At 60.6% G+C, this 14,868-nt stretch carries 14 protein-coding genes and 1 other RNA gene; 12 read left to right on the forward strand and 3 right to left on the reverse strand.

What is annotated here, in order from left to right; genetic code table 11:
• The 8 genes from QP977_RS10755 to recR all read left to right on the forward strand — a co-directional run.
• Positions 1-188 (forward strand): hypothetical protein (locus tag QP977_RS10755; RefSeq protein ID WP_284847299.1); only part of this gene is annotated, 188 nt, incomplete at its 5' end.
• Between the two features lie 77 nt (positions 189-265).
• Positions 266-360, forward strand: an RNA gene (gene ffs / locus QP977_RS10760) — signal recognition particle sRNA small type.
• A gap of 317 nt (positions 361-677) precedes the next feature.
• Positions 678-2,147, forward strand: a complete 1,470-nt coding sequence (locus QP977_RS10765; protein WP_284847303.1) for a SulP family inorganic anion transporter — start codon at positions 678-680, stop codon at positions 2,145-2,147.
• A 126-nt stretch (positions 2,148-2,273) separates the two neighbouring features.
• Positions 2,274-3,545 carry an aspartate aminotransferase type Ic gene (locus QP977_RS10770; RefSeq protein ID WP_187269755.1) on the forward strand — a complete coding sequence of 424 codons (1,272 nt, stop codon included), beginning with the start codon at positions 2,274-2,276 and terminating at the stop codon, positions 3,543-3,545.
• A gap of 34 nt (positions 3,546-3,579) precedes the next feature.
• Positions 3,580-4,305: a suppressor of fused domain protein gene (locus QP977_RS10775; RefSeq protein ID WP_005511889.1), complete on the forward strand. Its 726-nt coding sequence runs from the start codon at positions 3,580-3,582 to the stop codon at positions 4,303-4,305.
• Between the two features lie 30 nt (positions 4,306-4,335).
• A complete protein-coding gene (locus tag QP977_RS10780) occupies positions 4,336-7,359 on the forward strand; it encodes a DNA polymerase III subunit gamma and tau (protein WP_284847300.1) in 3,024 nt (1,007 codons plus the stop codon).
• Between the two features lie 114 nt (positions 7,360-7,473).
• Entirely contained in the window at positions 7,474-7,797 is a 324-nt protein-coding gene (locus tag QP977_RS10785; RefSeq protein ID WP_005511884.1) for a YbaB/EbfC family nucleoid-associated protein, read from the forward strand.
• A 37-nt stretch (positions 7,798-7,834) separates the two neighbouring features.
• A complete protein-coding gene (recR, locus tag QP977_RS10790) occupies positions 7,835-8,461 on the forward strand; it encodes a recombination mediator RecR (RefSeq protein WP_038627355.1) in 627 nt (208 codons plus the stop codon).
• Between the two features lie 33 nt (positions 8,462-8,494).
• Here recR and QP977_RS10795 read toward each other — a convergent pair whose 3' ends face one another.
• Both QP977_RS10795 and QP977_RS10800 read right to left on the reverse strand, forming a co-directional pair.
• Complete coding sequence (locus QP977_RS10795; RefSeq protein ID WP_284847301.1) at positions 8,495-9,307, reverse strand: type 1 glutamine amidotransferase; 813 nt, start codon at positions 9,305-9,307, stop codon at positions 8,495-8,497.
• Positions 9,308-10,717, reverse strand: a complete 1,410-nt coding sequence (locus tag QP977_RS10800) for a MurT ligase domain-containing protein (protein WP_284847302.1) — start codon at positions 10,715-10,717, stop codon at positions 9,308-9,310.
• 289 nt (positions 10,718-11,006) lie between these two features.
• Here QP977_RS10800 and QP977_RS10805 point away from each other — a divergent pair, with 289 nt between their 5' ends.
• From QP977_RS10805 to QP977_RS10820, 4 genes are all read left to right on the forward strand, one after another.
• On the forward strand, positions 11,007-11,345 hold the full coding sequence (locus QP977_RS10805; RefSeq protein ID WP_049190157.1) for a helix-turn-helix domain-containing protein: 339 nt from the start codon (positions 11,007-11,009) through the stop codon (positions 11,343-11,345).
• Positions 11,346-11,357: 12 nt separating this feature from the next.
• Positions 11,358-12,257 (forward strand): ImmA/IrrE family metallo-endopeptidase, encoded by a 900-nt coding sequence (locus tag QP977_RS10810; protein ID WP_049193463.1) that lies wholly within the window; start codon positions 11,358-11,360, stop codon positions 12,255-12,257.
• 75 nt (positions 12,258-12,332) lie between these two features.
• A complete protein-coding gene (locus tag QP977_RS10815; RefSeq protein ID WP_141737768.1) occupies positions 12,333-12,857 on the forward strand; it encodes a PIN domain-containing protein in 525 nt (174 codons plus the stop codon).
• Positions 12,854-13,300 (forward strand): thiol-disulfide oxidoreductase DCC family protein, encoded by a 447-nt coding sequence (locus QP977_RS10820; RefSeq protein ID WP_049190150.1) that lies wholly within the window; start codon positions 12,854-12,856, stop codon positions 13,298-13,300. The genes QP977_RS10815 and QP977_RS10820 overlap by 4 nt, the downstream gene beginning before the upstream one ends.
• A gap of 59 nt (positions 13,301-13,359) precedes the next feature.
• Here QP977_RS10820 and QP977_RS10825 read toward each other — a convergent pair whose 3' ends face one another.
• Entirely contained in the window at positions 13,360-14,727 is a 1,368-nt protein-coding gene (locus QP977_RS10825) for an exonuclease domain-containing protein (protein WP_080985619.1), read from the reverse strand.
• Positions 14,728-14,868: the final 141 nt, after the last annotated feature.

Below are 14,868 nucleotides of genomic sequence, written 5' to 3' on the forward strand. Positions count from 1 at the left end.
AGCTATTCTTTGGTGATTTGTGGTGTGTGGTCTGGGGTTATGGTGGCATGCGGACACACTTTTCTTTACTTAACCCGGATTTGCAGTATATGCCGGGGGCTGCGGGGAGGCGGGGAACTGTCATGAATGCTGTCATGAATGCTGTCACGAAACTGGTGACGAATCCGTGGTGGCAGCGCGCTGATTAGTGTGGCAGTTCTTCGCTGAACGGTGCGGCGAGCGCTAGCAGTGTGACTTTTTGCGTGGGCCTGTAGTAGGCTGTCTTCACGGATCCCATGCGGCGTCCATCTCGTGAACTCCCCCAGGGCAGGAATGCAGCAAGGGTCAGCGAGCTCTGACGGGTGCGTGGGGTCCCCTTTTTTTATCCCCGGCGTTCTTCTGGCACTTATGGCTAGGTTTCGGGCACTTGTCGGCGGTTTCCTGTGACCTATCGATGTTTTTTCGGCACTTATCCCCGCGAAATTGGCCAGGCCATTTCACCTATCGATGAGCTATTCACTTATGGCCACGCTGCAGCGCATCGATAGGTGAATACCTTGGCCACAAGTGGTCGCGTTCGCTGGTCTGGAAGAATACTGTGCATGAGCGATGCAGACGACACGCGAGTGCCACCACAGACAACACGAGAACCGCTAGAAACTCCAGGACCACCAGAAACCCGAGAAACCCCAGCGCCAATGGGCGTGTGGGACTCCTTCCGGTTCGCAGTTTCTTCACCGAAGCGCCTGCGCACCGAGCTGCTGGCCGGTGCTGCGGTGTCGTTCGCGCTAATCCCCGAGGTCATCTCGTTTTCCATCCTGGCGGGCGTGGACCCGGCGGTGGGGCTGTTTAGCTCGGTGATTATGGCCATTGTGATTGCCTTTACGGGTGGCCGCCCGGCCATGATTACTGCTGCCGCTGGTTCGGTTGCGCTCGTCGTCGCGCCGTTGTCGCGGACGTACGGGATGGATTACCTCATTCCAACGGTGCTGCTCGCGGGTGTGTTGCAGATTGCTTTTGCGGCGCTGGGTATCGCTAAGCTGCAGCGTTTCATTCCGCGCGCGGTCATGATTGGCTTTGTTAACGCGCTGGGTATCCTCATTTTCACCGCGCAGCTGGAACATCTCATCGATGTGTCGTGGTTGGTGTACCCGCTGGTCGCCTTGGGTATTGCGATTATGGTGTTCCTGCCCCGTGTGTTCACCGCGATTCCGGCTCCGCTGGTAACGGTGCTCGTCGTCACGCTTGTTGCGGTGTTGGCGGATTGGCGCGTGCCGAACGTGAGCGATATGGGTGAGCTCCCGGAATCCCTCCCGCAGCTGCTGATTCCGAATGTGCCGCTGACCTGGGAGACTCTGCAGCTGATTGCGCCGTATTCGGTTGGCGTGGCGATCGTCGGCATTATGGAATCACTGATGACGGCGAAACTCGTCGACGACATCACGGACACGCATTCGGACAAGACCCGCGAGACGTGGGGGCTCGGTGTCGCGAATATCGCGGGCGGTTTCTTCGGCGGTATCGCTGGCTGCGCGATGATTGGTCAGACGATGGTGGGTGTGAAGGAATCGTCGGGACGCACTCGCTTGACGACGCTCTTTTCCGGCGTCTTCCTGCTCATTCTGGTCCTTCTGCTCAGTTCCGCAGTCGGTGCGATTCCGATGGCGGCGCTAGTTGCGGTGATGGTTGTGGTGGCGGTGGACACGGTCGATTGGCGCTCGATTTCCCCGCGGACATTGCGCCTGATGCCGCGTTCGGAGACGGCGGTGATGCTGGTGACGGTCATCGCCACGCTGGCGACGGATAACCTTGCCATCGGTGTGGTGTCGGGCGTGGTCGTGGCGTCGCTGATGTTCGCGCGCCGTGTCGCTCACCTGGTCAGGATCGAAGTGCTTGACGACGACCCCAGCGCCCACTCCCGGACGTACAAGGTGCGGGGTCAGTTGTTCTTCGCCTCCAGTAACGACCTGGTGTACCAATTCGACTACACCGATCCTGCGCAGCGGATTGTCATCGATATGTCGGAGGCTGAGATTTGGGATGCCTCCACGGTGGCGGCGCTGGATTCGGTGCGGGTCAAGTTTGCTGACCGGGGCAAAGAGGTAGAAATTATCGGCTTGGAGGGGCCGAGTAAGCAGCGTCTGGATGCGCTGTCGGGGAAGTTGTAGAAATCCCAATCCGGGGTATGCCTTACACTTGGTTGCAAAGCCGGATGCGGCGCGGGGAAAAAAGCTTTCCGTGCCAGTTTTGTCAGGTTTTAACTTATGTCCGATACCTGGGAGGGTGCGTACACCATGGCCGTGGATTCCTTCGATGTTCAGCAGTTGGCGGCACACAAGGATGAGTTTGCGAAGGCATATGAGGAACTGAAGTCCCGTAATCTCGCACTGAATTTGACTCGTGGTAAGCCGTCGTCGGAGCAGCTTGATTTCGCAAACGCCCTGCTGGGTCTCCCAGCGCCGGATTACATTTCGGCTTCTGGGGAGGACGTCCGCAATTACGGCAACGCCAAAGGCATTACTGATATCCGCGCTATCTGGGCGGAACTGATGGATCTGCCGGTGGAAAACGTCCTGGCGCAGGATGCTTCCAGCCTGAACATCCAGTTTGACCTGATTTCGTGGGCCATGCAGTTCGGCAACGTGGACTCGGAGCGCCCGTGGAACGAGGAGCCGGTGCTGAAGTGGCTGTGCCCGGTTCCGGGGTATGACCGGCACTTTGCTATCACGCAGCACTTCGGCATTGAAATGATTCAGGTGCCGTTGAACGAAGACGGTCCGGATATGGATGTCGTGGAGAAGCTGGTTGCCTCCGACCCGCAGATTAAGGGCATGTGGAATGTCCCGATGTTCTCGAATCCGACGGGTGTGACCTACAGCGCTGAGGTCTGCCGCCGTCTGGTTGAAATGGAGACCGCCGCTCCGGATTTCCGTCTGATGTGGGATAACGCCTACATGGTTCACACGCTGACGGATGAGTTCCCGGAGATTCACAACGTCATTAAGTGGGCGGAAGAGGCCGGTAACCCGAACCGCGTGTGGGCATTCGGCTCGACCTCGAAGATTACCTTCGCAGGCGCTGGTATTGCTTTCTACGCTTCCTCGGACGCCAACTTGGAGGATTACCTCAAGCACGCTGGTATCCGCGGCATTGGCCCGAACAAGGTCAACCAGTTGGCTCACGCCAAGTTCTTCGGTGACGCGGAGGGCGTGCGTGAGCAGATGCGTCGTCATGCAGGTTCGCTGGCTCCGAAGTTTGAGAAGGTTCTGCAGATTCTGGATGAGCGCCTGTCGGAGTACGGCGTGGCAGAGTGGTCGAAGCCGACCGGCGGTTACTTCATCAACCTCGACGTGGTCGATGGCACTGCTCGTCGCGTGGTGGAGCTGGCCAAGGAGGCCGGCATTGCGCTGACCGGTTCTGGTTCTTCCTTCCCGCTGAAGCAGGATCCGAATAATCGCAATATCCGCCTGGCACCGTCGCTGCCTCCGATGGAGGAGCTCGAGGTTGCTATGGATGGCGTCGCTACCTGTGTGCTGCTCGCCGCCGCTGAGAAGGCGACTGCGTAGGTTAAGCAGGCCAGGTAGGTCGGGATAGGACTATATGAACTTCGAAGAGACGAAGTTTTGGATCTCCGGGCTTTTCCCCGGAGAACCCCAGGTCAGCGAGTATGTGACGGAGCTGCCGGGCAGTGGTCGGCACGGGCAGGAACACGATTCGGCTCCGCTTCGGGTCGCTGAGTTCTCGCTTTACGACGGGCCGGACGGCCAAGCGAACGAGCGTCGTCCGGAAACGGCAGCCGCCACCGTGGAGTTGGGCCGCAACTACTGTGGCCTGACCGGCGCAGCAAAGACGGATATCCGCGTGGAGCTCTTCTCCGTCGCATACGCTGATTTTCCCGTGGCCACCATGGTCGCGGCCGCGGGAGCGCTGGTGGAGGAAGAACCGGAGTTCCTGTCGCCAATTCCGGGCCGTGTCATCCCGAATGCGGTGCGGCTGGCGGCCGATCAGGTGGCCGAGGTAGGGGAGTCGTCGTCAAGCGCGGCCTTTACCGTGGCGCACGTGCTGTGCACGGTGCCGTATGTGTGGAGCGACGGGGTGCCCAATGTGTCCGAGATGCCGGGCAAGATCAGCCTGCATGAGGGCGATGTGGAGTCGCCGCAGGGGCGCATGACCACGATGACGCAGCTGGTGCCAATTACGGATGCGGAGCTGGTGTTTTATGAGCAGCAGGGTCCGCAGGCGTTGATGCAGAAGTTGGCCGAAGTGGACGCTGACCTGCGGGATTGGTGCCGCGAGTCGGTTGTTTCCCAGGAGGGTTCGAACTAGCCGGTCCGGGGTGGAAGGTAGGCTGAGCACGTGGCTCTGTATAGGAAGTATCGTCCGGCATCGTTCGCCGAAGTGGTGGGGCAGCGGCACGTAACTGACCCGCTGTCGGCGGCGTTGGAATCTCGTGATGCGCAGGGGCGTCCCAACCGCATTAACCATGCGTATTTGTTCTCCGGGCCGCGTGGCTGTGGCAAGACTTCGTCGGCGCGCATTATGGCGCGCAGTTTGAACTGTGCGGAGGGGCCGACGGCGACACCGTGTGGCCAGTGTGCGTCGTGTCGTGCGTTGGCGCCGGGTGGTCCGGGCAATTTGGACGTTATTGAGCTGGACGCGGCTTCCCACAACGGTGTGGAAGATATGCGTGAGCTGCGGGAAAAGGCTATCTTCCAGCCGGCGGAGTCGCGCTACCGCATCTTCATTATTGACGAGGCGCATATGATTACCGCCTCGGGTTTCAATGCGCTGTTGAAGATTGTGGAGGAGCCGCCGGAGCATCTCATCTTCATTTTTGCGACCACGGAGCCGGAGCGTGTGCTGCCGACGATTCGCTCGCGTACACACCACTATCCGTTCCGGCTTTTGACCCCGCCGGATATGCGCGGGCTGCTTGAGCGTGTGGTCACGGCCGAGGGTGTGCGGGTAGAGCCGGACGTGTATCCGCTGGTCATCCAGGCCGGTGGCGGTTCGCCGCGTGACTCGCTGTCGGTTATGGATCAGCTCATTGCTGGTTCCGGCACCGATGGTGTGGATTATGAGACTTCTGCGGCCATTCTCGGTGTCACTGACAGCGTAATCATCACGGATGCGATTGAGGCGCTGGCGGCAGGCGATCGCGCGGCCATGTTTAGCGTGGTCGGGCGTGTGATTATGTCGGGCCAGGATCCGGCTCGGTTTGCCTCGGATCTGCTTGGCCGAGTGCGTGATTTGCTGGTGCTGTCCGCAGTGCCGAACGCGCTGGAGCAGGGGCTTGTAGAGATTCCGGAGAGCCAAATCGACGGCGTCCTGGAGCAGGCCGGGACAATTCCCCCGGCTACCCTGACGCGCTTCACGCAGGTGCTCTCTGACGGCCTGCGTCACTTCCGCGGCGTGACTTCGCCGCGTCTGCTGCTCGAGGTCCTGTGCGCGCGCATGCTCCTGCCCGCCACCGAAGACTCCGTGGAGTCGCTGCTGCAGCGCGTAGAGGCGTTGGAACACGGCAGGCCCGCGCTTGCCGACGGCTCGGGGGCCGCAACCCCCGCATCGGCACCGGTGTCTTCCGATGCGGGGCCGGGGTCGGGTGCGGCTGAGGCCGATGCTTCGCCGATGCAGTCTGGCCAGTCGGCTCGTGAGGCATGGCGCCAGCGGAATGCCCAGCGTAAGAAGGGTGCGCAGACCCAGGGCAGTCGTGCTGGGCAGGCAGCGCCAGCGCAGACACCGTCGCAGCCTCAGTCCCAGCCTGAACCTGTTCAGCAGCAGCCTGCACCAGCGGCAGCGGCACCGGTGTCGCAGGAGTCGGTAACTGAGCCGCAGCCTGCACCAGAAGCATCTACTGCGACCGCTGAACAGCCTACGCAGCCTGAACAGCCTACGCAGGCTACGCCGGCCGAATCAGTTGAACAGTCTCAGCAGGCCGAACAACCGCAGCAGCCTGAACCGGCTGAGCAGCCGATGTCCGAGGAAGAAGCACAGGCGGAGAAGATTCGTGAGTTCCGTCGGAAGATGGCGGAGCATGCCCGCATCAGCGAGCAGCAGACTCGGGCGCAGCTTGCGCAGGAGCGTGAGCAGCAAACCCGCGAGCGTGAGGGGGAAGGCGGCTCGATGTCGATTGTCGAGGAGGAGCCAGTTGTCTCTGCCTCGCCAACCCACTCTGAGCAGCCAACTCAGGCCCCACAGCCAGCTCAATCAGCCGAGTCGACACGGCCAACTCAGGCCGCCCAGCCCGAGCAACCAGTCCAGCCTGAGCAGCCAACGCAGACTACTCAGGCACCAGAATCGCAGCCGGAACCGCAGGTTCAGCAAGCACCAGAGCAAGCACCGCAACCGGAACCAACACCACAGCCGGAGCCCGAACCTGCACCCGCCGGTATCGAGCAAATCCGCGAGCATTGGCAGGACATCCTTGCGGCTGTCGACGGACAGCATGCGTTCCCCATTCGCGTGTTGGCCGAGCAGGCGGTACCGCTCGATGTCGAAAAAGATACGCTCGTCATTGGACACAGCACAGGAGCGCTCGCTACCAGGCTCAATACGCCTGATTACGCTCAGGCACTATCCACTGCCGTGAAGCAGGTGACGGGCTTCAATGGCCAGGTGCACTGTGTCGTCGGTACGCGCCCGCGCGCACCGCGTTCAACAGCCACTGGTGGTGGTGGTTCCGGGGAGGATGATTCGTCGTCAAGAGGTTCGTCCTCGCCGAACGACACCGCCCCTGCACCGACACCCGCAGCACCAGCGCAACCAGAGACATCTGAGCAGCAGGTACAGCAGGAACAGCAGACTCAGTCAGAGCCAGCACCGCGCCCGCAGCGGTCATCGACATACGCATCCGTTGTTGAGCGCCGTGCCAAAATCGAAGCCGCCAAGCGTGCTGCGATGGGACAGCAGGCAGGCCACGACCAGCCGGCTCAGCCACATCAGTCACGTCAGCCAAGCCAGCCAGCTCAACCGAACCCGAACCCGGCCCAGCAACAGCCGCAGCAGCCAAACCAGCCGCAGTCATTCCTGCGCGCGGCACAAGCAAACGCTCAAGCAAATGCTCAGGCCCAAGCCAATCAGGATTCGGGCTTCGGCGGCGTCCCGCTGCCACCAGAGCCGATGGAGGAGTTCGCTCCACCAGAGGGCGCAGAGGGCACAGAGAGCTACAGTTCGCGCAACCCGTCCAACTACAACTCCAACGCCAACACCAACTACAACCCGGTTCCCCAAACCCCGCAGGACAACAACTACGAAGAGGACACCTCCGAGTATTTCGAGGCCGCGAACGAGGTCGGGTCTCTCGATCACCGCTCGCTAAAGGACGTGGTCATGGAGATGCTGGAAAAGGAGCTGGGAGCCAAACCGCTGGAAGACCGCTAGAGCCGTTAGAATGGGGCGGCGATGCGCGTCGTAAAGCATGGGCGATGAGCCTTAGAAGCGTGCGCGTAACTACAAATCAGCACGTAAAGATCACAATAGTTAGGAACATTAATTATGACTCAGCCAGATATGAACGCAATTCTGCAGCAGGCACAGCAGATGCAGGCGCAGCTGCAGGCAGCACAGCAGGAGATCGTCGCTTCCACCATCGTCGGTGAGGCCGGCGGCGGTCTGGTCAAGGTGACTATGCAGGGCTCGGGCGAGGTCACGGACATCGCCATTGATCCGAAGGTCGTTGACCCGGAGGACGTCGACGGGCTGCAGGACCTGGTTCTCGCTGCTTTCCAGGACGCTACCGCTAAGGTGCAGTCGCTGGCGGAGCAGAAGATGGGCCCGCTGTCCCAGGGCTTCGACGGTCTCGGTGGCCTCGGTTTCTAAATTAGCTTTTCAGACCAGTATTTGTAGGTAATTATCATTGTTCGAGGGACCACTCCAAGATCTCATTGATGAGTTCTCGCGCCTGCCGGGCATCGGCCCGAAGTCAGCTCAGCGTATCGCTTTCTACCTGATGAAGGCGGAGCCGGAGGACATCGGGCGACTCCAATCCGCGCTGGGGCGGGTGCGCGAGGGTGTGCAATTCTGCCGGGTCTGCGGCAACATCTCGGAAAGCGACGTGTGTCAGTACTGCTCGGACACACGCCGCGACCGTGGTCTGGTGTGCGTCGTTGAAGAGGCGCGCGATATCCAGGCCATCGAGCGCACGGGGGAGTACAACGGTCGCTACCATGTGCTCGGCGGGGCGCTCGATCCGCTCGGCGGCATCGGCCCGAACGAGCTCAATATCCGCACGCTGCTGCAACGCATCGCAGGCGTGCTTGACGACGTCGACGAGACCGAGCCCCCCGAAATCCACGAGGTCATCATCGCGACTGACCCCAACACCGAGGGCGAAGCAACCGCGACCTATTTGGCCCGGCTGCTCCGGGACTTCCCGGATCTCGAGGTCACTCGATTGGCCTCCGGCATGCCGCTCGGCGGTGACTTGGAGTTCGTCGATGAACTCACCTTGTCCCGCGCGCTGACGGGCCGGCTGAAGGTCTAAGGCCTCCAACCGGCCGCGCGCGAAACTACAAAACTAGCGCTCGCTCTTCGGACGCGGCTTGGACAGGATGCGCTCTTCGCGCAGCTTATCCACGACCTCGAGGTCCAGCGGAGCCAGGCTCGACAGGTCCTGGTTGGTAGCGCGGGCCAGCAAAAGATCAGCCAGCTGCGGATTGCGAGCCAACACAGGTCCGTGCAGGTAGGTACAGATAATCGAACCCTGCACCGCGCCCTCGGCGTCACCGGTCGGTGTGAGTGAAGAGACGTCCACTCCCGGAGCAATCCCGGAGTCCGCCTGCTCCACTTCCGGGCCGGTATTGCCCACGCCACGGACAACCCGACCAAGCGGCTTCGCATCGGCACCCAGGGTCGTGCGACCCATGTGGTTTTCGAAGCCAGTCAGTGGGCTGGCGTCGACGTCGTCAAGCAAACCGTTCGTGGGATCGACGAGCGTGCAGATTTCGCCGATCGCGCGCGACTCGAGTGAATCGGTGGTGCAGTCGACAAGGCCGAGACCTGCGACGTCGCGTCCGCCCGCGCGGAAGGAATTGCCGAAGATCTGGAAGCCCGCGCAAATCGCGAGGACCTGCTTCCCGGCCTCGGCTGCCTTTTTGATGCCGCCGTCATTGATCAGATGCTCCACCGCGATGGTCTGCGCGACGTCTTCGCCGCCGCCGACGGTGTAGATATCCAGGTCGGTGGGGACGGCATCGCCCAGCTTGATCGGGACAATCTCGGCGTCAATCCCACGCATCCGCGCGCGTTGCCGCAGCACCAGCGCATTTCCGTCATCGCCGTAGGTGCCCAGTACGTCCGGGAGGATCAGGCCGATAGACAGCTCGCTCATTTACTTTTCCTCCTGTGCTCGTTCGATGTCGCGCTTCAAATCGCGGAAGGCGGTGTAGTTCGCCAGCACCTCAACTCGGGTGACGCTTGACGACGACCCCCGCGCCTCACACGACCGGATCGCCTGCAGCGGATTTGCGACCAACCTCGCATCGATGCCCGCATACAGCAACCGCACCGCGAGGTCAGTTCCGCGTTCGCCCGCGGACAGCACATCCATGCCGTCGAAGTCCTCGAAGCGGACATCCCACAGCCAGGACAGGTCCTCGCCGTCAGCAACGTGACCGTTGACTGCGATGACCACTGCATCCGCAGTGCGGTCGACCATGGACAGCGCCTCCTGCCAGCCGGCCGGGTTCTTGGCCAGCAGCATGCGGACGTGCTTCTCGGCGCCCTTGTCATCTCTCACAACCATGGTGGAGTAGCGGCCCGCAACGTTGTCGACGGTCTCGGTGGCCCGGAGGGACTTCTCCAGGTCCGCGCCCATATCGACAGCGCCCGCGATAGCCAGGGTGGCGTTGCCGCGGTTGGCATTGCCCGGCAGCGTGAGGTTCATCGGCAGGGTGTCGCCGGCAGGCGTGATGACTCCCTCCGCAGTGATGCGGTAGTCCGGCTCTGGCCGCTTGAACTCCGAGCCGTCCGGGAGTGGCTTCACGGCGTACCAGTTGTGGCCGTCCTGAATGATGGGGCCGCCGGTACGCGGGGAAGAGGTGGCATCGTTGGTCCAGCCACCGCCCGCGGAGACCCAAATAACCTTCTTGGCGTCCCAGGCAGCCGACGCGATGAGTGGGTCGTCGCAGTTGGCGATGACCGTCGCCTGCGGGTTCGCATCCACCGCAGCACGGAGTGTGGCCTCAATCTTGTTGATCTCGCCGACGCGGTCGAGCTGGTCGCGGGAAAGGTTCAGCAGCACCAGGACCTGCGGTTTCAGATCCGCTGCGATGTGCGGGACGTGCAGCTCATCGACTTCCAGGACCAGGCTGTCCGCATCGGGAGTGGCGAGCAGCGCGGAGATGATGCCCGCGTCCATGTTGTCGCCGCCTTCGTTGGTGGCCACGTTGTGGCCAGCGGCGCGCATGGCGGCCGCGAACATGCGGGTGGTGGTGGACTTGCCGTTGGTGCCAGTGATGATCGCGGCCGGGCGTCCCTTGCCGAGGGAGGCCAGAATGCGCGGGTCAATCTTCTGCGCAATTAGGCCACCAATCATGCCACCCGCGCCGCGACCGGACTTCCGGGAGGCCCAGGTGGCGGCGTGAGCGGCGGATGTGGCGAGGCCGGCGCGCAGGCGGGCGCCGGTGCCGCGCAGGCCACGAGAACTATTCGAGTCGCGGGAGCCACTCGAAGCAGTACCGTGCGGGCTGGCATCCGCGCTATCAGCGGAATGCGATTGCGGAGAGGTGCCATTTGTCATGTGTGTAAATATTACGCGCACGAAAGGGCTAGGCCTAAGAAGCAGGCCTGTGAGGCCTGATGGGATTTGTGGGAGGTCTCCCTGCGGAGCCTTGAAATCTGAACTTTGAGGTGATTGCGATCATGTTGATCTTCGGGGATTAGGCGGTCATGCGGCGGAAGAGAGGAAGGAGATTACCGAGGTGAGAAAGCGTATTTGAGGAATCGAATTCAAGCACTGAATCAAAGAATCATTGTTTTGATTCATGTGTTGCCCTATACTGTCCACTAGCAGATAAGGGGGAAGAGGTATGGCTAATACAGAAAGCAACTTCTTCGGCGCGCGCTTGCATCAGTTGCGCACAAATCGTGGCATGACCACACGTGATTTGGCTGACGCCACCGATGGTGTGGTGTCGCAATCTGCAGTCAGTCGCCTGGAAAATGGCAAGGCGACTTACTCACTTGAGCAGGTTATGGCGCTTGCGTGGGCTCTTGGCGTGCCGTTGGATGAACTTGTGGAGGAAAACCCGGTCAGCCAGCGTGTGCAGGCCGTGGCCCGCACTTCACAGGATGGCGCGAGTGTTAAGGGAGCGCGGGAGATGCTTTTGCCTTACCTGCAGCTTCGAGTGCTGCTAACTCAAAATTAAGGAGGGTTCCCCATGTGCAGTGCGAGCAAGGAGGGGCTCGACCTTGCTATAGAGTTCCGCAAGAAGCACACCCTAGGAAATGATCCAATCGCCGACATCGCTGGCTTTATGCAGTTGGTTAATGCAGATTTTATGATTCTGGATTTACCAGCCAATGTTGATGCACTTGCTTTGCGTGACCCCGTGACGGGAGCGACAGTCATTGGAATTGCGAAGTCATCCGTTCCTTACCGTCAGCGGTTTACCGTTGCGCATGAAATTGGGCATTTTGTTTCCAATGATTTCGAGTCCTCGAAAATCGTTGCAGATGATGAGCACTCTGAGCCTGGAATATACGCCTGTGGCAAGCGTGATTATCAGGAAGTTCGTGCTGATGCCTTCGCTCGTAATGTGCTCTGCCCAACTGATGGGTTGAAAACAGACCAGAACCTCGGCGAGCTTATCGGTGGAGGTGACGTCCTTGCTGCGTTGTCCCATGTCGTTCGCAAGTATCAAATTTCGCCGCGAGTCGCACTTATTCAGATGAGGCGCGCAGACCTCATTAGCGAAGGGCAATCGGAAGAACTGAAAGGTGTATCAGCTCCCACGCTGGCTGCCCGGTATGGCTGGAAAGCTGACTATGACCGCGCGGTAAAGGTCTCCGAACTAGTGCAACCATCAGCGCGGTTGGTGAAAGACGTATATCGCGCTTACGAACAGGGGATAGTCGACCTTCCCAGCATTGCTTTTGCTGAAATGAGCAGTGTCGATGAGGTGAAGGAGCTGATAAGTGCATCGCAGTCACAGTTACCGCCATTGAGGCATGATGCGAATGTGCAGAATCAGGATGCGGCTGACACGGAAGCAGATCCCTTCGCGGAACTAGACGCTTTCTTCGGCGATGGTCCCGATAGTTTAGAAAGCGCCCAATAAACGATGGCTGGTTACCTCCTAATAGCTGATACAAGCGTACTTCTTAATTTCGTATGTTCGAAGAATCACCAGTATTTGCTCGACTTCGCAGGCAAGAAGACCATCAGCATTCCAGGAGCAGTCAAAAATGAAGTCGAACGCAAATTGGATAAACGGCGCTTCAACTGCGGAAAGAGACACTGGGATTGGTTTCTGGGGCACCCGAATGTCGAAGTTCTCGACGATGACCACAAAAAACTTTATCCCTATGTTCGCCTCTATTCTGGTCCTGGCTATACCTTTCAAGGGGGCAAAGCTAAACACCTGGGAGAGTACATCGCTATCGCCCATTGTCTTTATGCGAAAGATCAGGGTAAGGGCGTAGCCACTGCGCTCATCATGGATGATGGTGATGCCTGTGAGCTAGCGCGGAAGCAAGAAGCTGGATACATTTTCAATACCGAGCACGTGCTACTGCAATGCGTGAAGTCGGGCTCTATTGGGTCGCGCGGGCAAGCCAAGGAAATTTGGGAAGACCTCCAGAAATTTGATGTCCTAGTCAATTTTGAGCACACCAAACTTAATGGCAAGAGTCTGTATAAAAAGGCCGCCGAAAAATGATGAACCCTGACATCACTTTCTACTACGACCGCGATTGTGGGTTCTGCGAGGCAAGCGTGACCCTTCTGGCCAAACTCAGTGGTGTCCGCATGATTGGTGCTAGTCCCGAAGACCAGTCCTTGCCAGAGGAAGTTCGTCAACACATCTCAGCTGAGGCGGTCGCCATGCTTCCAACCCCGGCGGTCGCCACAATCCCAGCCGAAGCAGCAGTCGGTGAACCTGGTGCTAAGAGCGGCCGAGAATTTCGGTACGGCCACGAGGCGATAGGTATCGCCTTGCGTGAGGGCGGCACCAAGGCACTATTCCGATGTGCGGGCACATTCCTGCTCTTCCCGCCACTGACAAAACTGTGGAGCTTTATCTATAAGGTTGTCGCTTCCAACCGTCACAGAATCAGCGCGGTCCTGGGGCTTAACGCCTGCAAACTAGACTCCACAAGATGACTATCCGGCAGGCCCGTTGCCCCAGTGCCACTGCAATTACCCAATGAGCAGCCACCGAGTCAGCCGTTAGCCTCGTCCTTCACAGCGGCCGGCGACATCTCTCCGACCAGTCGCAAGAATGCCTCATCGGAAACGATCGGAATGTCCTTCCGGTGGGCATGCATGGCCTTGCCCGTCAGTTGATCCGGAGTCACATCCGCAGGTCGGTTACACACCAGCACCGATGACTCTCGCGTGACCTTCTCCGAGTAGGCCAGCCCAGCCCGCACTCCCGCCTCAATCAGCTCATCCGGGTCCAGCGACACCTCTGGCGCCACGACGAACTCCATGCCCTCCGCGAGCTTCCGCCCCGGCGTATAGCGGCCGGGGTTCTCCACGGGGCGCGGCGCCTCCATCGCGTCGACACGCACTGCCGAGCGCTGCAGGCCCACAATGTCTTCGCGCAGCTGGTCGGGCGTGTACATGTTCACGGTTGCGCCCGCATCGAGCCCGCCCTGTGCGCGGAAGAGCGCAAGCGTGGTGGTGACGTCATCCAACGTCCGCACCCGCTCGGGCACCGAGATGCCAGCAATCGATGCCTCGGGCGAAGGCACATCGAGGCCGTAGGCGCGCGCGACGGCGCGCAGGCGAGCGTCGTCAAGCCGTTTGCCCTGGCGACGCGCCGTTTCCAACGTATCGGCAATCCGTGCGGGCGCCGGAATCCGTGCGACGCGAGTGCGCGTACGACGACGCCCCCGCTTATTCCGCGCGGACCGCTCACGATTCGCTTGACGACGGGCCCTCTTGGCCTCGGCAACTATAAAACCCCAGACCAGCGGCGCATTATGAGCAACCAACGTGCGCCCATCGAGCGCGTGCGCGAGCTTGGCCTGGATCACCCCGAATTTCGGTGCCCCCTCGAAGTCCGCGGGCTCGAGGCCGTGGAGGTGTGTCGGGCCGGGATCCTCGGTGGGATTGATGACGACATGCCAGGTGTCCACGATGTTGCCGCTACTGTCGGCGGTGGACACTCCCAGGCTGACCAGCCGAGACGTCTTGGGATGGATGCCCGTGGCCTGGATGGACACGATTGCGTAAGGAGCTTCCTCCGCCGACGAGAACTGCTTGTGCTCGTCAGCGGCCTTTGTTGCGGCGGTCTCGGCTGTGGCCGGTGTGGGTGTGGCTGTGGCCGGTGTGCCAGCGGTACTCGCGCCGGTTGCGATTGCGCCGGTAATAGCCGCGCTGGTCGTGGCCGCGTCGGTGGTGGTTGAGGCCGGCGTAGCTGCGTTGGTCGTGGCTGCGTCCGTTGTGGTGGAAGCCGGTGCTGTTGGTGGTGTTTTCGCGCCCGCTGCCGACGCGCGTTGAGAACGGCGACGATTCCGCCGCCGCCTCTTCGTCTGAGAAGAGGTCCCAGTCGCTTTGCGCTCCTCGCGCGCCGATTCAGTCATGCCTCAAGACTAGCGGGTGCGCTCACCCGCGGAGAAAGTGACTAGGTTTATGACACTTTGAGCACGGTAGGGTCAGGCGGTCATTGCATCATGGATAACACCAGAGATTACCTCCCGGGGAGTTAACCCGTCGAGCACTAC

The sequence above is a fragment of the Corynebacterium sp. MSK012 genome (assembly GCF_030232435.1).
GTDB lineage: Bacteria > Actinomycetota > Actinomycetes > Mycobacteriales > Mycobacteriaceae > Corynebacterium > Corynebacterium jeikeium_D.